Raw genomic sequence first — 18292 nt, 5'->3', positions numbered from 1 at the left:
CCCACCATGCTCAAGACCCTGCGCCGCAGCCGCGGCTTCACCCTGATCGAAGTGATGGTCGTCATCGTCATCCTCGGTGTGCTCGCCGCCCTGGTGGTGCCCAAGGTGATGAGCCGCCCCGACGAGGCCCGCGTGGTCGCCGCCCGCCAGGACATCTCCGCCATCATGCAGGCCCTCAAGCTCTACAAGCTCGACAACCGCCGCTACCCCAGCGCCGACCAGGGCCTCGCCGCGCTGGTCGCCAAGCCCACCACCGCGCCGGTGCCCGACAACTGGAAGTCCTACCTCGACAAGCTGCCCATGGACCCGTGGGGCAAGCCCTACCAGTACGTGCTGCCCGGCCTCAAGGGCGAGGTGGACGTGATGAGCTTCGGCGCCGACGGCCTGTCCGGCGGCGAAGGCTTCGACGCCGACATCGGCTCCTGGAACCTCTGATGCCCCTGCGGGCGGCCCATCCGAGCCGGGGCTTCACCCTGATCGAGGTCATGGTGGTGCTGGTCATCATGGGCCTGGTCGCCACCAGCCTGACCCTCGGCCTCGACAGCCTGCGCGGGCGCGATGTGGACCAGGCCCTGCGCCGCCTGCGCCTGGTGATGGAGGCCACCGCCGACCGGGCCTCGGTGCGCGGCCGCCCGATCGCCCTTGAGCTGCTGCCCGACGGCTACCGCTTCTCGGCCCTCGACGCAGACGACAACTGGCGCCCCCTCAACGACCCACCCGTCTTCACCGAGAAGACCCTGCCCACCGGCCTGGCCTGGCGCGGCCTGCGCCTCGACGGCCAGGGCCAGGCCGACAGCACCCGCCTGCAGTTCGGCACCCAGCCGCCCGAATACGAACTGCGCCTCGCCACCCCCTCCGGCGAAGCCCTCCTCACCGGCAAGGCCAACGGGGAGGTGGTGCTGCAGCTGCCGGGCCGCAGCTCATGAGCCGGGTCCGCGGCGGCAACGCCGGCTTCACCCTGCTCGAAACCCTGGTGGCCCTGGCCATCCTGGCCATCGCCCTGAGCGCCGCCTTCCGCGCCATGGGCGTGGCGGCCCAATCGTCCGGCGAGCTGCGCGAACGCCTGGTGGGCGACTGGATCGCCGAGAACCGCCTGGCCGAGCTGCGCGCCACCCAGGCCTGGCCGGCCCCCGGCAGCAGCGAAGGCACGGTGGATCAGGCCGGCCGCAGCTACCGCTGGCGCGAAGAGGTCAAGAACACCGCCAACCCCCTGTTCCGCCGGGTGGACGTGAGCGTCTACGCGCCGGAATCCGACAGCCACACCATCGCCCGGCTCAGCGGCTACGTGGCCAAGGCCCTGCAATGACGCGGCAGCACATCCGGCAGGGCGGCCTGACCCTCATCGAGCTGATGGTGGCCCTGGCCATCTTCGCCGTGCTCGGCGTGCTCTCCTACCGCGGCCTGGCCGAGGTCAGCCACAGCCAGGCCCGCCTCGAGGAAGGCTTCGAGCGCTGGCGCGCCATCGGCCGCTGCGTACAGCGCATCGACACCGACCTGCTGCAAGCGGTGGCCCCCGGTGCCGGCCAGGTGCCCGGCAGCGTGGTGCGCAGCGCCGCCCTGGTCCTCGGCCGCAGTGCCGACGGGGGCGGGCCGGAGCTGCAGTTCCTGCGTCTCGACGAAACCCGCGGCCTGCGCCGGGTCGCCTACCGCCTGCGCGACGGGCGCCTCGAATGGCTGCGCTGGAACGGCCGCGACGCCATCGGCGAGCCGATCGTCGAGCCCCTGCTCGACAAGGTCCGCAACGTCACCTGGAGCTTCCTGTACAACAACGGACGGCTCGCCGCCTGGCCGCCGGCCGATGGCCGCGTGGCCCTGCCCGACGGCCTGGTGCTGGAGCTCGAGCTGCCCGACCAGGGCGTCATCACCCGGGTCATCTCGCTGCGATGAAGCCACGCCACACCAGCCCCCGCCCCCGCCAGCGCGGCGCCGCCGTCATCCTGGCCCTGCTCACGGTGGCCCTGGTGGCCGGCATTGCCGCTGCCACGGTGGGCGACCTGGGCGTCGCCATGGACCAGGTGCAGGGCCGCCACGACCAGGCCCAGGCCCGCCAGCTGGCCCGCGGTGCGGTGGACTGGGCGCGCAACGTGCTGGCCGACGACCGCCGCAACAACGCCGAGGTGGACCACCTGGGCGAAGCCTGGGCCACCCGCATCCCGCCCACCCCGGTCGAGGAGGGCGAGGTCAGCGGCGAACTGCAGGACATGTCCGGGCGCTTCAACCTCAACAGCCTGGCCAACGGTGTGAGCGGCAGCAACCCCTTGGCCGGCGACACCTTCCTGCGCCTGCTCGAGCAGGCCGGCGTCAGCCAGCAGGAGGCCCTGGCCCTGCGCAATGCCCTCACCGACTGGCTCGACGCCGACAGCACCCCCAGCCTGCCCGGCGGCGCCGAGATCGACTGGTACGCCGCCCAGCAGCCCCCCCGGCGCCCCGCCAACGGCCCCCTGGTGGCGGTCAGCGAACTGCTGCAGATCCGCGGCTTCACCCCCACCCTGGTGGCGCGCCTGAGCCCCTTCGTGGCGGCGCTGCCCGACGCCGACAGCGCCATCAACGCCAACACCGCCCCGCCGGAAGTGCTCGCCGCCGCCGTCGAAGGCCTCAGCCTGGACACCGCCCGGGTGCTGGTGGCCGAGCGCGGCCGCGCCTGGTACAAGGACATCGCCGACTTCAAGGCCCGCCTGCGCGACCGGCAGATTGAAAGCACGGCCGAACGCTTCGACGTGCGCAGCCGCTATTTCCTCGCCACCGGGCGTGCCCAGTACGGCGTCTCCATGGTCCGCATGGAAGTCCTCCTCGATCGACCCACCGGCCAGGGCAGCGCCTGGCCCGTCATTGTCTGGCAGAAACTCCTATGACCCGTCTCCTCCTCGCCCTCGACGAGCAATGGCCCACCCGGCCGGACTGCCCCTGGGTGCTCCTCGGGCCGGACGGCCAGCCTGTCTCCGAAGGCCATTCCGAACCCCGCCACTGGCCGGCTGCCGCCGAATGCGAAGTCGTCCTCACCGGCGCCCAGTGCCTGTGGCTGGAAGTGCTGCTGCCCCGCGCCGCCCGCCGCGACCTGCCGCGCCTGCTGGCCTACGCCCTCGAGGACCGGCTGCTCAAGGACCCGGACACCCAGCACCTCACCCTCACCCACCGGCGCCCGGCCGACGAGGCCGACAAGGACCTGGCCGGCGTGCTGGTGATCGCCCGCGAGCGCCTGCGCAACCTGGTGGCCCAGCTCACCGCCATCGGCCGCAGCCCGCGCCGCGTGATGGCCGAAGTGCAGACCGCGCCGGCCGGCGGCGACAGCTGGCAGCTCAGCCTGGGCCCGGCCGGCGCCATCCTGCGCTGTGATGCCCATGGCGGCCTGGCCCTCGACACCGACATCCTGTCGCCCCTGGTGGCCGGCCAGGCCGCCGCCGCGCGGGCCGCCAACCGGGCCCCGGCCGGCCTGGAGCTGCACGCCGCCCCCGGCCTGCCCCTGCCCGACCTGCCGGCCCTCGAAGCCGACAGCGGCCTGCCCACCCGCTCCGGCGCACCCTACCAATGGTGGCAGGGCGCCAGCGGCAAGGCCGCCAACCTCCTCAATGGTGACTTCGCACCGCGCAGCAGCACCAGCCGGCTGGCCGCCATCGGCAAGCCGCTGGCCCTGGCCGGCGCCGCCCTCGGCATCTGGCTGGCCGCCACGGTGGGCGAGGTGTTGTGGCTCAAGCACAGCCTGTCGGGCATCGGAGAGCGCATCGAGCGGGTCTACCGCAGCAGCTTCCCCAACGCCCCCGCCGTCGCCCCGGCGGCCCAGATGCGCCAGCAGCTCAACCTGGAGCGGGCCCGCCACGGCCTGCTGCGTGACGACGACGCATTGGCCCTGCTGGCCCGTGCCACCGAGGCCCTGGGCAACGACGCCGCCGGCAGCGTGGCCGCGCTGCGCTACGAGGAAGGCCGCCTCGACCTGACCCTCAGCGGCCAGGGCGCCGCCCGCGCCGAAGCCGTGGTCGGCCTGCTGGCCAGCCGTGGCGTGCTGGCCGACCTGCGCCGCGACGGCGCCACCCTGCACCTGCTGCTGCGCCCGGAGACCCTGCAATGAGCGCCCCCACTTCTGCCCCGATTTCCGCCCCAACCTCCACCGCCAGCCCCATCGCGCAAGCAAGCGCCCGCCTGCGCAGCGCCTGGCACGCCATCAGCCCGCGCGAGCAGCGCCTGGTGAGCCTGGCCGGCGGCGTGCTGGGCATTGCCGCGGTGGTCGGCCTGTTCGACTGGAGCCAGGCCGAGCACGCCCGCCTGGAGCGCAGCCTGCCCCGCGCCGAGGCCCAACTCGAACAGGTCCAGGAAGCCGCCACCGAGATCGCCCGCCTGCGCACCGTCACCCCACCGGCCCGCCCCACCGGCCCGGCCCTGCTCGAAGCCGTGCAGGCCAGCGCCAAGGCGCGTGGCCTGGCGCTGGTGGCCCAGGCCGGCGGCGAAGGCATCCAGATCAAGGGCCAGGCCGATTTCGACGCCCTGATGGGCTGGCTCGCCACTCTGCAGAAAGACCAGGGCCTGCGCGTGCGGCGCATGGAGATCCAGCCGCAGGGCGAGCAGGCCGGCATCGACGCGCTGCTCGTCGGCCCCGACGGCGCCTGAGGCCGAATGTTCAAGAAACTCCTGCTGCTGCTTGCCCTCAGCCTCGCCTTCATCGTCGCCAAGGCCCCCGCCAGCCTGCTCGACAGCCTGCTCGCCCATTTCACCGAGGGCGGCCTGCGCCTGCAGCAGGCCGAAGGCAGCCTGTGGCACGGCCGCGGCGTGCTCGCCAGCCGGGCCGCCGACGGGCGCAGCCTGACGCCCTGGCTGCCCCTCGGCTGGCACTTCGACAACACCGCCCTGGCCCGCCTGTCCCTGGGCTGGAGCCTCGACAGCGCCGGCACTCCGCTGGGCCAGGTGGAAGCCGGCCCGCAAGGCCTGAGCGTCAAACACCTGGCCCTCCACGCCCCGGTGGATGCCGCCGTATCGCCGCTGCCCCACCCCGCCGCGCGGGCCGGCTGGCAGGGCGACCTGAGCATCGACGCGCCCGCCTGGCACTGCCCGCCGGACGGCCGCTGCAGCGGCGAGGCCCGCCTGCTGTGGCGTGGGGCCCGCGCCGCCCTGTTCCCCGGCCGCAACTTCGGCGATTACGAGATCCACCTGCAGGCCAAGGACGGCCACCTCCACTACAGCCTGCAGACCCTGGCCGGCGAAGTCCGCGCCCAGGGCAGCGGCGAGCTGGCCCCCGGCGGCATGCCCAGCTTCGACGGCCAACTGTCGGGCGACCCGGAATTCCTCAAGCGCCTGCCCTCCATCGCCGCCGGCGCCGCCCGCCCCACCGGCCAGCCCGGCCACTTCGAGATCCACTGGCCGCCCCGCTGATGCCGCGCGCCTTTCATCCACCTGCCGATTCGTCCAGAATGGCAGGCCACCATCAGACAGCACTTCCGACAACCCACCTCGCAGCAAGGTCTCGTCCATGAATCCGATCCAAGCCGCCCGCGCCGCCGGCCAGCAAGTCTGGCTCGACAACCTGTCCCGCGCCCTGATCAACGAAGGCCACCTGGCCCGCCACATCGACAAGGGCGTGGCCGGCGTCACCACCAACCCGGCGATCTTCCACAAGGCCATCGCCGAAGGCCAGGACTACCGCCCCGCCCTCGACGCCCTGCGCAGCGAGAACCTGAGCGCGGAAGGCCGCTACGAGCGCCTGGTGATCGAGGACGTGCAGCGCGCCTGCGATGTGATCCGCCCGGTCTTCGAGGCCAGCCAGGGCGACGCCGGCTACGTGAGCCTGGAAGTCTCCCCCGCCCTCGCCGACGACGAGGCCGGCACCGTGGCCGCCGCCCGCCGCCTGCGCGCCGCCGTGGCCCGCGACAACCTGCTGGTCAAGATCCCCGCCACCGCGGCCGGCGTGCGCGCCATCGAGACCCTCATCGGCGAAGGCCTCAGCCTCAACGTCACCCTGATGTTCTCCCTCAAGCACGTGGACGCCGTGGCCGGCGCCTACCAGCGCGGCCTCGAGAAGCTCGCCGCCGCCGGTGGCAACCTGGGCAAGGTGCGCTCGGTGGCCAGCGTCTTCCTGTCGCGCTGGGACGCCCTGGTGGACAAGCTCCTCGAAGAGAACGGCAGCGAAGCCGCCCTGGCCCTGCGCGGCAAGACCGGCGTGGCCCTCGCCCGCCAGGCCTACCAGCGCTACCTGGCGCGCTTCCACGGCGAAGGCTTCGCCGCCCTGGCAGCCCACGGCGCCCGCCCGCAGAGCATGCTGTGGGCCAGCACCGGCACCAAGAACCCCGCCTACCCCGACCTCATGTACGTGGAGCCGCTGATCGGCCAGGAAACCGTCAACACCCTGCCCGACGCCACCCTCGCCGCCTTCCTCGACCACGGCCAGGTCCGGCCCGGCAGCATCGGCGCCGATCCGGAAGCCACCACCGCCCAGCTCGCCGCCCTGGCCAGCCTCGGCATCGATCTCGACACCCTCGGCGAACGCCTGCAGCAGGACGGCCTGGCCCAGTTCGCCACCGCCTTCGGCAAGCTGCTGGAACTGACGGCCTGAGCGCCTGGCCCGGGGGCTCCGGGGCCTTGGTGCCCCGGCTCAGTGCCCCGGACGAGCCAACGCCTCAATGCACGGCGGGCGGCGTGCCGTTCAGATCACCCTAGCGCCCCGGAAAGCGCCCGCGCATCACCACTGCAAGAACCAGCCCCGACGCCAGCAGGACGGTGGAGTCCGGCTCGGGCACCGTACCGCCGGCCTGCGCCAGCACGACATTGTCGAAAGACACCGTCGCGCTGCTCGCAGCCATGTCCATCCCTCCCGAGGAGAGATAGAGCACGTGCTGACCCGCGGTGAGGTCCAGCATCACGGACTGGGCGAGGTGCCACACATTGGGCGCCAGGCCGTTGCGCAGGATGGCCTGGTACTCGTCAGCATAGGTTCGTGAGAACACCGTGTTCGGCACCACAACGGGCGTTACACCCGGCGCGGAACCATACATGTTGTCCAGGTAGATCTTCGCCCCGTTGAAGCTCGTCCCGGTGGAGACATTGTTCAGCCGAAAATCAAACGTCAGCTGGTAGCTGCCTGCATCGGCAACCGTGAAGCTCTGGAAGATGTAGAACTTGTCCCGCGTCGGATTTCGCGGGCCACTCGTCGCAAACAGCATGGCCCCCTGGTACACGGTGGCGTTATCGATCTGCCCCGTGATACCCGACCATCCGGTGGGAATCCCGTAATTGGTCCATCCCCCCTGCGAGGCGGAGTAATAGGACGAGAAATCGCCATTGGAAATCAGGTTGGGAGAGGCCATTGCAGCCGGCACTGCAAAGCCGTTCAACAGCAATAAAAACAATGACGTGCGCTTCATGCCCAGGCTCCCATGATCGAGAAGAATTTTCTTATTCTCTCGACTCCGGCTTAAGGCTTTCTTAACCCAGCCTCTGAATCAACCCGCCCGCATCTGCCGATCCGGATGATGGTCGGGCTGCCTGCCTCGCAAGCCTGGCCCCCTCCGGCAGCACGCCTTGGCCAGCGACTCATAAGCAAAGTCAAATATGTTGGTTCGTTTCGGTTTTGCTGACGGTTAGCCTCTTTGCTCCAGCCCCCATATCCGCCAAGAGAGGCAATCCTCAAGATGAAGCGCCGAAACCTCGCCCCTGCCATGCTGCTCCTCGGTCTTTGCTCGCCCGGCCTGGCGCTTGCCACGAATGGCTACTTCAGCCACGGCTACGGGGTCAAATCACAGGGAATCGCCGGAATCGGCATCGCCCTGCCCCAGGACGGCCTGGCCGCAGCGACCAATCCAGCCGGAACCGCCTGGATCGGCGACCGCGCCGACGTTGGCGTGACCTGGTTCCGGCCCAACCGCGGTGCCGAGATCAAGGGCAACGACCTGGGGCCCTACGGCAGCCTCGACGGGCATTACGACGGCAATGGCACCCGGAACTTCATCATCCCCGAACTCGGCTACGTCAAACAGTTGGGTCCGCAATGGGCGGCCGGCGTCGCGGTATACGGCAACGGCGGCATGAATACCGACTACGGCAACAACCCTTTTGCCAGACTCGGTGGAACAGGCCCCGCAGGCATCAACCTCGAACAACTCTTCGTGTCACCGTCGCTGGCCTACAAACTGAACGACAGCCATGCCATCGGCCTGGCCTTGAATCTTGCCTACCAGCGCTTTGAGGCCAAGGGCATACAGCCCTTCACGCAGGCCTCGGCGTCACCAGGCAATGTCACGAATCGCGGCACCGACTCCTCCACCGGCTGGGGTGCGCGCATTGGCTACACCGGCAAGCTGACCCCTGCACTCACCGTCGGCGCAACCTACGCCACCAAGACCCGGATGGGCAACTTGGACAAGTACAAGGGCCTGTTTGCCGAGGACGGCGGCTTTGATGTTCCCGCCAATTTCGGTATCGGTCTCGCCTGGCAGGCGAGCAAGGCCCTGACCCTGGCCGCCGATGTCCAGCGCATTGAGCTGAGCGACATCAAATCCGTTGGCAACCCCATCGCCAACCTGCTGGCAGGCAACCCGCTCGGCAGCTCGAACGGCGGCGGCTTCGGCTGGCGCGACGTAACGGTCGTCAAGATCGGCGCCGCCTATGACCTGACCGACGACTGGACAATCCGCGGCGGCTACAGCCATGCAACCCAGCCGGTGCCGTCCAGCCAGACCTTCTTCAATATCCTGGCCCCCGGCATCGTGCAGGACCACCTGAGCCTGGGCGCCAGCTTGAAACAGGGCAAGGACGGCGAACTGAGCATTGCCTACACCCATGCCTTCAAGACGACGGTTAACGGCAGCGGCTCGATTCCGCCGGGCTCACCGCTTGCCGGCGGCTTTGGGGGTGGCGAAGCCAACCTGCACATGTTTGAAGACATCTTCGCCATTGCCTACGGCTGGAAGTACTGACACCCGGAACACACCGGCAGGAGAGATCGGGTGAGCATCGACTGGACACATTTTTCGCCCTGGAGCGCCCTCATCGGCGGAGCCCTGATCGGGCTGGCCGCCTCATTACTGCTGCTGGCAAACGGACGGATAGCCGGAATCAGCGGCATCCTCAGCGGGCTACTGGGGCCGGCGGACAGTAACCGGCGCTGGCAGACCAGCTTCGTCCTGGGCCTCCTCGCCGCCCCCACCCTCTGGGCACTCGCGGCGCCGGGTGGTCTGCCGGTTTCGCGCCTGGCCGTGAGCAGGCCGGCAGACTGGGCCGTGCTGTGCGTCGGAGGCCTGCTCGTCGGCTTCGGCACCCGCCTGGCCAACGGCTGTACCAGCGGCCACGGCGTGTGCGGGCTGGCACGCCTGTCCCGCCGCTCACTGGCAGCAGTGCTCGTATTCATGGCGTCCGGCTTTGCCACCGTCTTTCTTGCCAGACATGCGCTTGGCAACTAACCGAAACACGCTCGGCGCTTACGCACATGACACCCCTACTCGCACTGCTCAGCGGCCTGATCTTTGGAGTCGGCCTGATCGCCTCCGGAATGAGCGATCCGGCCAAGGTGCTGGGCTTCCTCGATCTGGCCGGAAGCTGGGATCCATCCCTCGCCCTCGTGATGGCGGGCGCCATCGGCGTGGCACGCCTGCCCTTCGCCTGGGCCCTCAAACAGCCCCGCTCATGGCTCGGCCACCCCATGCCCCCAACGCCGCTCCAGACGATCGATCGCAGCCTCATCGCCGGCAGCGCCGTATTTGGCGTGGGCTGGGGACTCTCCGGATTCTGCCCCGGGCCGGGCATCGTGAGCCTGGGGGCGGGCTATCTGCCGGGCGTCGTCTTCACCGTGGCGATGGTGGCCGGCATGAAGGTGTGTGAATGGAGCGCGGAATGAGGATGGGTCGCGCCATCGGCGACCACCGCTGCGCAGCTGTCGTGCGCGCAATGCGGGTCATTGTTTGCTTTGACTGAGCGGAGGTCTGTTACGTCTGACAGGGTGTCGGCCTAAGTAGGCCTTGGGCTTCTGGCCAAAATCGGGCGGCAACGCGTCGATTACCTGCCGTTCTTGGCGCGTCCAAACTAATGCATCGATCTGGTGCAGAAATCTGCATGAATAGTTTTGCACGGATTCTTCGGTCGACTGAAAATTTAGGCAAGAATGGTGCGCGCTTTGATCTCAGTAGTGGCGGCGAGAGAATACCGGCAAATGATTGCGGTGAAATTGCTCGATGCCATACACCCGAAGTCGCTCCAACCAGTCTTCGGCTATGGTTCGCGAGACGCCGCGCTTGATCGCTGCTTCACGCAGCAGCGCATACTCGGTACGTAAACTCGTTGGCATGATTCCTGGATCGTCGGTATTGACTAGCACGCGGTTCGGGCCACGGCGTAGGCTGTGGCGGTTGTGCTCATTGCCGGGCAACAGCGTTTCGGCATCGGGCGGATTCCAGCGGAAAATCGGGTGCTCTCGATGTTGTTCCAAACGTGCGATATACACGTTTGACGTCGGATTGGTCTCGATAATGAGCCCCAGGCGGTCGTAGCGGTCGAGCAGGTAATCCTGCAGCGCGTGCATGAATTCATGCTCTTCTGCTGTTTCCCAGTCGCGTTCAAGCTGCATCTGCTGCTCGTCGACAAATGCCCTGTTATCACGCTCATACGCTTCTTCGCCATAACGGATCAAGACCTTAATCCGCCGATCGAACTTGTTCAGCCTTTGCCAGCGTTGGCGCTGCAGGTACAGGCCAGCGGCATCGCCCGTATCTATTTCACCGTTGAGAACTAGTTTTTGTGCTTGCTGCAGCTGTGCAAAATCCGGGACGGCCGCCATAAAGATATCGTCATAAATAGGCGTGTCCGCATTTTTCTGAAACTGGAAATGACAATTTCGACGTAGCAGCCAAGCCTGAAACAATCTCTCCGGTGAGTTGATCTCGGCCTGAGTGTGGGCCTTCCTCTTTCTTTTGCTGCCGATCGGGAGCAAAAGATCAGGGACGGTGTCGGCATCCAGCCATTCCACCCTGCGCGCAAAATGGGCTATGCGCCGCTCTAGTCGCGGCAAAATTCGTGCGGCCAGCGGCAAGCACGGGCTGAGCTCGGTTGCGTAATGCCAGACCCAGACTAGATTGTCAAAATGCTCATCAACCGGCACCAGCATGTCGCCATGTCGCTCAGCCCAGTACGCAGGAGAAATCCCCAGCGCCAGCGCGTGTCCAAGACGGTCACCTTCGCGCATCTCGCAAAAGCGCACGGTTTCATCAACATGCCGCAGACCGGAAAGCGGGTGAGCATAGTCTTCGCCAGCGTGAATGCTCAAGTGAAAGCTTGTTGAAGCGGCGCTGTCGCTCAAGGGCCGCCCGACCAAACCCCGACGCAACCAGCGCAGCACCGGCGCAAACCACTCGATGCCTAGGCGGTTTTCGTCGCCGGCAACATCTAGGCCCCGTAGCCAGCGGGCGGGCTGAAAACAATGATCCTGATTCAGCATCCCGCCGAGAAAGACCGGATCGCTCCAGCCGCTTTCTGTCATCAGGTCGCTACACAGTTGGCGCGCTTCCTTCCAGCATTTTTCCGCATCATGCTGGGGTAATGTGGTGAGTTTGCCAGAGCTACCACGCGGGGTACCAGCACGACTAAAGTGCGCACAGAGATGCCAACGTTCCAATGCGTCGAGTTGTGCTTGCTGCTGCGGGCTTTCTGGCAGGGCACTGATGATGCCAAACGCGCCGCCTGATTTGGGGAGCGGCAGTCTTTGCACGGTGATGGCTGCGCGTGCAAGTGATGCAATTTTTGACGGCAAGAAACCACCCGTTCCCAGCTTTATTTCTGCTAGGTCGTTTTGGCCGGCCATAATTCGGGTGATGCTATCCAACAGTTCGCTATTGCTATTTTTCTTCGCTTTTTGCCGTAAACTCTCGCGAAAGTACGTACGGGCAAAGCGCGTTAGCCCTTGTCCATCCATCACCAGTCGGTGACGCAGGCTCATTAGTTCGATTTGCAGCCAGAGTATCGCGACGCGAACTTCTAGCACGGTATCGCTCTGCCGGAAGCGCTGCCACAACCAGACTTGTAGCCATAACCAAGCTTGGCTCAGTTTAGGCGAAGCAGATTTCATTTCGCGCAGCAGTTCATGCAAAGGCACATCGCGAATCGCAAGGTTACTATAGCAACTGAGCTTAAACAGGGTTTCCCAGTCGAAACGCGTTTTTTCTGGCTCCTCAGTCAGCGCCTTACTCAGGGCAGACTGCCAAGGTTCTATTTCTCCGCAACCTTCTTGAGGCGTCCATAGTTCCCGCTGCAGCAAAGCGAGCAGTACGCCGCGCATGTGACGAAAAGAGCGCGTGGTGGCATCGTCCTGAACGTCAGAAGCCAGCAGAAAATGGGCAAGAATCAGACCGTCGTAAGCGATGCCACCGAGGTGGACATGGCCTTCCGCATAAGACTTCTGCCCACCCGGTGGCGGAGCAAAAAACGCTGTCTGCTGGCCGATGATGCGTTGAATATCATGCTGTCGGGGCGAAGGCATTTCATCCAGCCAGCCAGCCAGATGCCAGCCAACCACCAAGGCAGGGTCAATCTCGGTAGCGAGCCGGGCATAGGCATCAACCTGGGTGTCACGATAGTGAATGAAATCACCGTTGCGCAGCATGAGTTGCTGGAAAAGTTGATCCAAAACGGGCATGCGACCTCGCCCGAGAAGGTCGTCATTCCAGAGTAGAGCGACAAGGCGCTCAATGTCGCCTAACCGAAACTGACGACCGGCTCTGCGGTCGACCTCTTCCTCCAGTTGTTCACGGCAACGGGATAGCAGCTGTTTTCCATCACAGAAAATAGCGAAACTCTCTCCGTACCGCTGCTGCAAAAATTCCCGAAAAACGCTGGCAATCCCCTGCCCGGAAAGGAGAGCACCGATCGTGGTTTCGTAGAGAGAGCGGCGGATCATGCTGGTTTCGACGGAGCGTCTATTTTTGGCAGATTATTAAAATACTCCGAAAATAGCCTTGCGAAGCGCGCAGCTGTTTCCGTTCCCGGGAAAAGTTCGTTAAATTCATCGACAACAGCGCGCGCATGATCCTCGCCTGATCTTTTGAAATAAAGACTTGCTCGACGCTCTGTGGGATAGACCATACCTTTGCCCAGCAGAAGCAGCCCTTTGCCTCCCATCTTTTTATAAAGCTGCTGCATTGCCGCACGTTCTTTCGGAGAGCTAAACTCAATGTTATTGTCTGCTGGTGGTGAAATCTCTGGTTTCTCGGAAGAAAAGGTCAGTGACTCGACCCACTCACGTAAAGGGTGTTCGCCAAGTAAATAAGTGATGGAGCGAGTTTCTCTACCGAATCTTCTGACGTGGTCATTGTTATCGCCCCCCTCCAAAATGGGGCAATGTTTAATTTGAACAAATCGCTTTTTTCAAAAACTTTTCCGTCACCGATATTCGTCGTTGCCACGATAGATGGCAGACCAAACAGCGCTCCCTTTTCAAAGCTGCCAAAGGCTGCCCACAAGCTGTAATAGGCTTGCCTTGCGATCCAGGCCACTGCATCGGGTTCTTTAGGATGACTATTCGGCGTCCGTGGATTAAATATCCATGCTTGATTAAAGGTTTTGTTCAGCACGTTATAGACCAGCCAGGGCGACAGACATGGAATGCGGTTGCCTTGGCGCCAAGCGCCGATTGCAATGGCTAACTCCTCAATCTCTTCGCTGAGATGCTCAAGCAGTTCGGCAATGCCTGACTCCTCCTGTGCATTCTCGCTGGAAGCGTCTTTACTCTCGTCTTTGGCGTCATCCTTTTGTGTTTTGGTCGGAGCGAGGTCTGCAGTTGAGTAGTACGGCGGGCGTAGCAGGAGCTCTTTAATATCCGACGACAAGACATCCCGGATCAGACTGGTAATCGTCAGCTCGACAATGCGCCCGATACAAATGAGACCAGAACGTTTAGCGTTGTCGTAGAAATTGCGATGATGCAACAAGGCCAGCAACAGGCTCCGTCTCCTCTCTTGCTTTCCTTCATCGGCAGACCAGAATTTCCATGACAACGCTACCTTGCTGCCTACTTCCGGAACGGGGTAAGGCAGGATGGCTTTGCTTGGCAGCCGCTCCAACCACTCCTCCGGCATGTACAGGGCTAGCTTTTTCGGCCAATCGAGAAAAACTCTATGGCCAACGAAAGCACCAAACTCTGGACCTTGTTGGCTAAGGGGATCGAACAAGGGAGTTTTTAAGACAGGATTAAAGCTACTGCCCTTCCAATGCTCCTGCGCTTGCAGAATCAGGTAGCAGGCACCTCCTTTCGGTTCACTTTTCCAGTGTTCCTTCAGGCCTATTCTAAGAGAAAACAGTGCCGGGTTGAGCCAAGGCAAAGGACGGGAAGAAGGTGTTTCGTCAAGCGCTTTGACAAAAGTACGGTAGGCACTCCCGTAGCCGCGCTTGTTCCGATGACTTTCCTGTTCATACTCCTGGCTAAAATGTTCGATGGCTGAGTCAAGGCCACGCATTTGCCAGCTGCGGGCTGCATCGATTGGCCGATTAAGCTTCCTGATCTCGTTCATTGTGTCCGCTGCTTGCGCACGAAACCAGAGATGTTGGTCCAGATTGGCAAACCGCCCGATGATTTGGGCCAGTGCGCGCACGCTGGGTATCGGCAAGGTCAGGCGACTGTTTTCCAAGCCATTAACCGGGCCAGAGTGCAGTGCCGTGAGCCAAGCATGGAAGCATGCCAACGACCACCATTGTGAGCCATTATTGCCTTCACTTTCATGAAGCTTGATGTCCTTGTCTTCCAAATACTCGCTGACTTCTGGCATGTCCAACCGACGAGGAAAAGGGAGCAACTTACGAAGGTATTCTCGGGCCAGATCGTCGGCACGCTCCCAGGCAGCGTTTCGCTGGTAGCTTGAATCAGCGACCAGGCGGCCATGGAAGTCGCGACAGGTGATATCGTGATAGAGATCGAGATCGCCGCTGATGATCGGCAACACGTAAGGCGTCATCAGATAGCGCCGCACGACTTCAAGGTTTTCGAAAGCCTGGTTCAACGAGGTGTCGACGTCGTCAATGGTTATGACCAGGAGTTTTTTACCGAGAACTTTCAGTACCGCTGCAAAAAATTGATGTACCTTATGCAGCACTTGCGCTTTGCCGACAAAATTGCGCAGCTTGTCGATGCCCTTGTTCATCTTGTACGACTCGGAGTTGTCCAGTGCGGCGCCAAGTTCGTAAAGGGCCTGGTGCAGTTCTCGGCATTTCTCCGGATGGCGTTCCTGTCTCTCAATCACACAGGGATCAGAAAGTACCGCTGCAACGATGACATTGAGGAAAAGACTATCATGATCATCCAGAAGGGTCGGATCGACCGGCTTCAGGATATGTACGTCCTTGAAGTCATGTTCACTTGTCCCCGCTTTGTCTTTATTGCTTAGATAGGCTGCTAGATTTACTAGGACTGAACTTTTGCCAGTGCCGCGTGAGCCGGCAACTAGAATGGCGTTGTGCGAGCGATGATCGTCCGGGTCATAAGGATTTGTCGACTGATGAACCTGACTTGCTGTAGTCAGAGCATTGCTGACGAATTTCCCAAGTTCTTTATAAATTCTCTGAGGGAGCAGCGTATCGATATTGAAGTGCTTGGCACTTTCATCCTGATCCAGCGGGATGAAGATATTGCTGTTTTCAGTGGTCATGGCGCATCGTCCGGAAGTGGCCTGCTGCTGGGCAGAACATGAAAATGGCAAAAAAAATGCTTTTTGGAAGTCCTTGAGATTTTATACGAAAGCGGAAAATGTGATGGGAGTGGTTTTTGAGACCAAACGGCGTGGTAACAACGGCAGGTAAGCGACACACTGCCGACTGTCCAAGGTTGTGGGCTCAAGGTCCGCTCAGGCCGAAGACGAGCCCTTCAGCTCAGTGGCGGCTCCTCAGCCAAAGCGGCCATCTGGTGGAAGAGCCGCCGATGGCAGCTTTACACAAAATCCCGGACATGCCTATGGAACTCATAGCGTGTGATGGTGGTTCAAGGCGGCACAGGCTTTGCGGACGGTGTCTGCGAGAACGCCCTGCAGGGGGTGCGGAGCTGCGATTTCCGGAAGAAGGATATTCACCTGGTAAGCGATGGCAACGGTAAGCGGCCGCACGACTAGGTCCGGTCCGCTGAGTTCCAGTGCAGTGAACGGGTTTACGATGGCAACGCCCAGGCCCTGACGCACCATGGCGCAGACGGCCACCGCGCTCGTGGTTTCAAACAGGGTTGCGCGATGTACTTTAGCGTCCTCGAACATCGCATCAATGGCGGTTCGATACGGGTCGCCAACCGCGAGACTGATAAAGCGCTCGCCTGTAAAGTCGCGTGGTTGCAGTCGCGCCTTGCGGCACAGGTTGTGATCACGTGGCAAAACAGCCACTTCATTGACTTTCAGTAAGGGCTGCAAGGCAACTCCAGCAGGTGCCTCTTGGGTTTCACTCAGCCCCAGGTCAAAACGCTGTTCACTCATGGCTTGTTCCAGCCAGGGTGACTCTAAGGGATGCACGCTGACGCCTAGTTCAGGATGTGCATGTGAGAGATATACCAGTGCGCGGGGTACCAAGGCATGGGCCAATGCCGGCAAACACGCAATGCGCAAGCGACCTGTCGCTTGCGTGCGCAATTCGCTGGCGCGCGCTGCGATCTGTTCCAAGCCTATAAACGAGCGTTCTACCTCCTGCATCAGCGCAAGTGCCCGCACGGTAGGTCGTAATCGGCCCCGCACCCGGTCAAAAAGCTTAAACCCCAGCAACTGCTCCAGGCGACCCAGCTCGCGACTCAAAGTGGGCTGGCTTGACGCGCACGCGTCAGCTGCACGCCCCAGGCTGCCGTGCAGCATGATGGCGCGAAACATCGTCAGCTGGCGATGAGTTAAATTCATATCAATATTGAATGGCTAGACAAAAAGAATAGCATTGATTGAATTGACTATGGAGGGGAACATCCGCCCATGAACCCTTTTACTCCCGCTACCATTGCTCCTTTGGCCCAGCAGTTCGGTACCCCGCTGTGGATCTATGATGCCGACACCATTACGCGCCAGATTGCCGCGCTGCGCTTGTTTGACGTAGTGCGTTTCGCTCAGAAAGCCAACTCCAATACACACATCCTTCGCCTCATGAAGCGACAGGGCGCAGTGGTGGACTCGGTGTCTTTGGGCGAAATCGAACGCGCGTTGGCTAGTGGTTTTACGCCGGGCTTGCACAACGGGCACGCAGACATCGTGTTCACGGCCGACCTTCTGGACCGCGCTACGCTTGCGCGCGTGGTGGAACTCAATATTCCCGTGAATTGCGGCTCCATGGACATGCTGGACCAATTGGGTGCGGTCAACCCGGGGCACCCGGTGTGGCTACGCATCAACCCAGGTTTCGGGCATGGCCATTCCAAAAAAACAAATACCGGTGGCGAGCATAGCAAGCATGGCATCTGGCATGGCGACCTGGTACGCGCCTGCGAAAAGATCAAGTCCAACGGCCTGGCCTTGCAGGGCCTGCACATGCACATCGGCTCAGGCGTGGACTACGCGCACTTGCAGAAAGTGTGCGGTGCCATGCTGAAGCTGGTAGAGGTAGTAAATGCGCAGGGTTTGGACCTGCACGCCATCTCCGCGGGCGGCGGTCTGTCCGTTCCCTACCAGGCCGGGGAACCCACGACGGATACGGCGCACTACTTTTCGTTATGGGATGCAGCGCGCCTTGCCGTGGAACAACTGCTGGAGCACCCAGTGAAACTGGAAATAGAACCGGGCCGCTATTTAATGGCCGAGTCCGGCGTGCTGGTCACCGAGGTACGCGCCACGAAGCAACAGGGCGCCAACCATTTTATGATGGTGGACGCCGGCTTCAGTGATCTGGTTCGCCCGGCCCTATACGGCGCCTACCACGGCATGGAGTTGATCCACTCTGATGGCACAGCGGTTAATGGCCTGCAGTTTGACACGGTGGTTGCCGGACCTCTGTGCGAGTCGGGAGATGTGTTTACGCAGGGAGACGGTGGCGTGGTGTTGCACCGGTCCTTGCCGCAGGCGCAGGTGGGCGATTTGCTGGTGTTGCACGCCCCCCGCGTCAGAATAGTTGTCGCCTCTCTATGATGTTGAACCTGGGGGCGACAAGGATGAGAGATGGCTCGGTACGGAGAAGCATTCAGGAACAGAGCGGTGGCGCGGTTGTTGCCGCCGGAGAGCGCCCAAGTGGGCGTGGTATCACAAGAGATTGGGGTTTCGGTGCAGACATTGGAACGATGGCGTGAGGATGCGCAGTCCAGGCCCGCCCGAGGGCGGGCCTGGACTGCGCGCGCTCGACTCGAAGCGGTGATCACTACGGCGGCGATGGACGAGGCCGGCAAGAGCGCCTG

Annotated in this window: 19 protein-coding genes; 14 read left to right on the top strand and 5 right to left on the bottom strand. The window is 63.1% G+C overall.

Going from position 1 to position 18292, the window contains the following annotated elements:
• Positions 1-6: 6 nt before the first annotated feature.
• The 9 genes from gspG to tal all read left to right on the top strand — a co-directional run bounded on the left by gspG (position 7) and on the right by tal (position 6535).
• Positions 7-435: a type II secretion system major pseudopilin GspG gene (gspG, locus tag HHL15_RS17435; protein WP_169147081.1), complete on the top strand. Its 429-nt coding sequence runs from the start codon at positions 7-9 to the stop codon at positions 433-435.
• On the top strand, positions 435-926 hold the full coding sequence (locus HHL15_RS17430; RefSeq protein WP_169147080.1) for a prepilin-type N-terminal cleavage/methylation domain-containing protein: 492 nt from the start codon (positions 435-437) through the stop codon (positions 924-926). Before gspG ends, HHL15_RS17430 begins: the two co-directional genes overlap by 1 nt.
• Entirely contained in the window at positions 923-1306 is a 384-nt protein-coding gene (gene gspI / locus HHL15_RS17425) for a type II secretion system minor pseudopilin GspI (RefSeq protein ID WP_169147079.1), read from the top strand. Before HHL15_RS17430 ends, gspI begins: the two co-directional genes overlap by 4 nt.
• The gene (gene gspJ, locus HHL15_RS17420; RefSeq protein ID WP_169147078.1) at positions 1303-1887 is read left to right on the top strand and encodes a type II secretion system minor pseudopilin GspJ; all 585 of its coding nucleotides are present in this window, start codon (positions 1303-1305) and stop codon (positions 1885-1887) included. The genes gspI and gspJ overlap by 4 nt, the downstream gene beginning before the upstream one ends.
• Entirely contained in the window at positions 1884-2852 is a 969-nt protein-coding gene (gene gspK / locus HHL15_RS17415) for a type II secretion system minor pseudopilin GspK (protein ID WP_169147077.1), read from the top strand. Before gspJ ends, gspK begins: the two co-directional genes overlap by 4 nt.
• On the top strand, positions 2849-4063 hold the full coding sequence (gene gspL, locus HHL15_RS17410) for a type II secretion system protein GspL (RefSeq protein WP_169147076.1): 1215 nt from the start codon (positions 2849-2851) through the stop codon (positions 4061-4063). The genes gspK and gspL overlap by 4 nt, the downstream gene beginning before the upstream one ends.
• The gene (gspM, locus tag HHL15_RS17405) at positions 4060-4599 is read left to right on the top strand and encodes a type II secretion system protein GspM (protein WP_169147075.1); all 540 of its coding nucleotides are present in this window, start codon (positions 4060-4062) and stop codon (positions 4597-4599) included. Before gspL ends, gspM begins: the two co-directional genes overlap by 4 nt.
• A 6-nt stretch (positions 4600-4605) precedes the next feature.
• Positions 4606-5358 (top strand): type II secretion system protein N, encoded by a 753-nt coding sequence (gene gspN / locus HHL15_RS17400; RefSeq protein WP_169147074.1) that lies wholly within the window; start codon positions 4606-4608, stop codon positions 5356-5358.
• Positions 5359-5455: 97 nt separating this feature from the next.
• Positions 5456-6535 carry a transaldolase gene (gene tal / locus HHL15_RS17395; RefSeq protein WP_169147073.1) on the top strand — a complete coding sequence of 360 codons (1080 nt, stop codon included), beginning with the start codon at positions 5456-5458 and terminating at the stop codon, positions 6533-6535.
• A gap of 100 nt (positions 6536-6635) precedes the next feature.
• On the opposite strand, the gene HHL15_RS17390 is transcribed toward tal, so the two are convergent.
• Complete coding sequence (locus tag HHL15_RS17390; protein ID WP_169147072.1) at positions 6636-7343, bottom strand: hypothetical protein; 708 nt, start codon at positions 7341-7343, stop codon at positions 6636-6638.
• 267 nt (positions 7344-7610) lie between these two features.
• On the opposite strand from HHL15_RS17390, the gene HHL15_RS17385 reads away from it, so the two are divergent.
• Genes HHL15_RS17385 through HHL15_RS17375 form a run of 3 tightly spaced genes read left to right on the top strand, consistent with a single transcriptional unit; the run spans position 7611 to position 9811 of the window.
• The gene (locus HHL15_RS17385) at positions 7611-8894 is read left to right on the top strand and encodes an OmpP1/FadL family transporter (protein WP_169147071.1); all 1284 of its coding nucleotides are present in this window, start codon (positions 7611-7613) and stop codon (positions 8892-8894) included.
• Positions 8895-8924: 30 nt separating this feature from the next.
• Positions 8925-9377 (top strand): YeeE/YedE family protein, encoded by a 453-nt coding sequence (locus HHL15_RS17380; protein ID WP_169147070.1) that lies wholly within the window; start codon positions 8925-8927, stop codon positions 9375-9377.
• 26 nt (positions 9378-9403) lie between these two features.
• Positions 9404-9811 (top strand): DUF6691 family protein, encoded by a 408-nt coding sequence (locus HHL15_RS17375; RefSeq protein ID WP_169147069.1) that lies wholly within the window; start codon positions 9404-9406, stop codon positions 9809-9811.
• A 282-nt stretch (positions 9812-10093) separates the two neighbouring features.
• Here HHL15_RS17375 and rdrB read toward each other — a convergent pair whose 3' ends face one another.
• The 4 genes from rdrB to HHL15_RS17355 all read right to left on the bottom strand — a co-directional run bounded on the left by rdrB (position 10094) and on the right by HHL15_RS17355 (position 16817).
• Positions 10094-12859, bottom strand: coding sequence for an antiviral RADAR system adenosine deaminase RdrB (rdrB, locus tag HHL15_RS17370; RefSeq protein ID WP_206198838.1), 2766 nt, complete (start codon positions 12857-12859; stop codon positions 10094-10096).
• Positions 12856-13101, bottom strand: coding sequence for a hypothetical protein (locus HHL15_RS17365; protein WP_169147068.1), 246 nt, complete (start codon positions 13099-13101; stop codon positions 12856-12858). The genes rdrB and HHL15_RS17365 overlap by 4 nt, the downstream gene beginning before the upstream one ends.
• 80 nt (positions 13102-13181) lie before the next feature.
• Positions 13182-15599: an antiviral RADAR system adenosine triphosphatase RdrA gene (gene rdrA, locus HHL15_RS17360; protein WP_169147067.1), complete on the bottom strand. Its 2418-nt coding sequence runs from the start codon at positions 15597-15599 to the stop codon at positions 13182-13184.
• Positions 15600-15908: 309 nt separating this feature from the next.
• A complete protein-coding gene (locus HHL15_RS17355) occupies positions 15909-16817 on the bottom strand; it encodes a LysR family transcriptional regulator (RefSeq protein ID WP_169147066.1) in 909 nt (302 codons plus the stop codon).
• A gap of 69 nt (positions 16818-16886) precedes the next feature.
• On the opposite strand from HHL15_RS17355, the gene lysA reads away from it, so the two are divergent.
• Together lysA and HHL15_RS17345 are read left to right on the top strand one after the other, a co-directional pair.
• Complete coding sequence (gene lysA / locus HHL15_RS17350) at positions 16887-18029, top strand: diaminopimelate decarboxylase (RefSeq protein WP_235943464.1); 1143 nt, start codon at positions 16887-16889, stop codon at positions 18027-18029.
• A 30-nt stretch (positions 18030-18059) separates the two neighbouring features.
• Positions 18060-18292 (top strand): transposase (locus HHL15_RS17345; RefSeq protein WP_169147065.1); only part of this gene is annotated, 233 nt, incomplete at its 3' end.

It is taken from the genome of Zoogloea dura, assembly GCF_012927165.1.
In the GTDB taxonomy this organism is placed as follows: Bacteria; Pseudomonadota; Gammaproteobacteria; order Burkholderiales; family Rhodocyclaceae; genus Zoogloea; species Zoogloea dura.
The sequence above is the reverse complement of the archived record's forward strand: the minus strand, read 5'-3'. Positions and strand labels throughout refer to the sequence as shown.

What these genes read in the sequence shown, in the direction of transcription:
- HHL15_RS17385 (WP_169147071.1), top strand. Translation starts at nt 7,611, where the DNA reads ATGAAGCGCCGAAACCTCGCCCCTGCCATGCTGCTCCTCGGTCTTTGC.
- gspN (WP_169147074.1), top strand. Translation starts at nt 4,606, where the DNA reads ATGTTCAAGAAACTCCTGCTGCTGCTTGCCCTCAGCCTCGCCTTCATC.
- gspI (WP_169147079.1), top strand. Translation starts at nt 923, where the DNA reads ATGAGCCGGGTCCGCGGCGGCAACGCCGGCTTCACCCTGCTCGAAACC.
- HHL15_RS17430 (WP_169147080.1), top strand. Translation starts at nt 435, where the DNA reads ATGCCCCTGCGGGCGGCCCATCCGAGCCGGGGCTTCACCCTGATCGAG.
- HHL15_RS17355 (WP_169147066.1), bottom strand. Translation starts at nt 16,817, where the DNA reads ATGAATTTAACTCATCGCCAGCTGACGATGTTTCGCGCCATCATGCTG.
- HHL15_RS17365 (WP_169147068.1), bottom strand. Translation starts at nt 13,101, where the DNA reads ATGCAGCAGCTTTATAAAAAGATGGGAGGCAAAGGGCTGCTTCTGCTG.
- HHL15_RS17375 (WP_169147069.1), top strand. Translation starts at nt 9,404, where the DNA reads ATGACACCCCTACTCGCACTGCTCAGCGGCCTGATCTTTGGAGTCGGC.
- gspG (WP_169147081.1), top strand. Translation starts at nt 7, where the DNA reads ATGCTCAAGACCCTGCGCCGCAGCCGCGGCTTCACCCTGATCGAAGTG.
- gspL (WP_169147076.1), top strand. Translation starts at nt 2,849, where the DNA reads ATGACCCGTCTCCTCCTCGCCCTCGACGAGCAATGGCCCACCCGGCCG.
- lysA (WP_235943464.1), top strand. Translation starts at nt 16,887, where the DNA reads ATGAACCCTTTTACTCCCGCTACCATTGCTCCTTTGGCCCAGCAGTTC.
- HHL15_RS17390 (WP_169147072.1), bottom strand. Translation starts at nt 7,343, where the DNA reads ATGAAGCGCACGTCATTGTTTTTATTGCTGTTGAACGGCTTTGCAGTG.
- rdrA (WP_169147067.1), bottom strand. Translation starts at nt 15,599, where the DNA reads ATGACCACTGAAAACAGCAATATCTTCATCCCGCTGGATCAGGATGAA.
- tal (WP_169147073.1), top strand. Translation starts at nt 5,456, where the DNA reads ATGAATCCGATCCAAGCCGCCCGCGCCGCCGGCCAGCAAGTCTGGCTC.
- gspJ (WP_169147078.1), top strand. Translation starts at nt 1,303, where the DNA reads ATGACGCGGCAGCACATCCGGCAGGGCGGCCTGACCCTCATCGAGCTG.
- gspK (WP_169147077.1), top strand. Translation starts at nt 1,884, where the DNA reads ATGAAGCCACGCCACACCAGCCCCCGCCCCCGCCAGCGCGGCGCCGCC.
- gspM (WP_169147075.1), top strand. Translation starts at nt 4,060, where the DNA reads ATGAGCGCCCCCACTTCTGCCCCGATTTCCGCCCCAACCTCCACCGCC.
- rdrB (WP_206198838.1), bottom strand. Translation starts at nt 12,859, where the DNA reads ATGATCCGCCGCTCTCTCTACGAAACCACGATCGGTGCTCTCCTTTCC.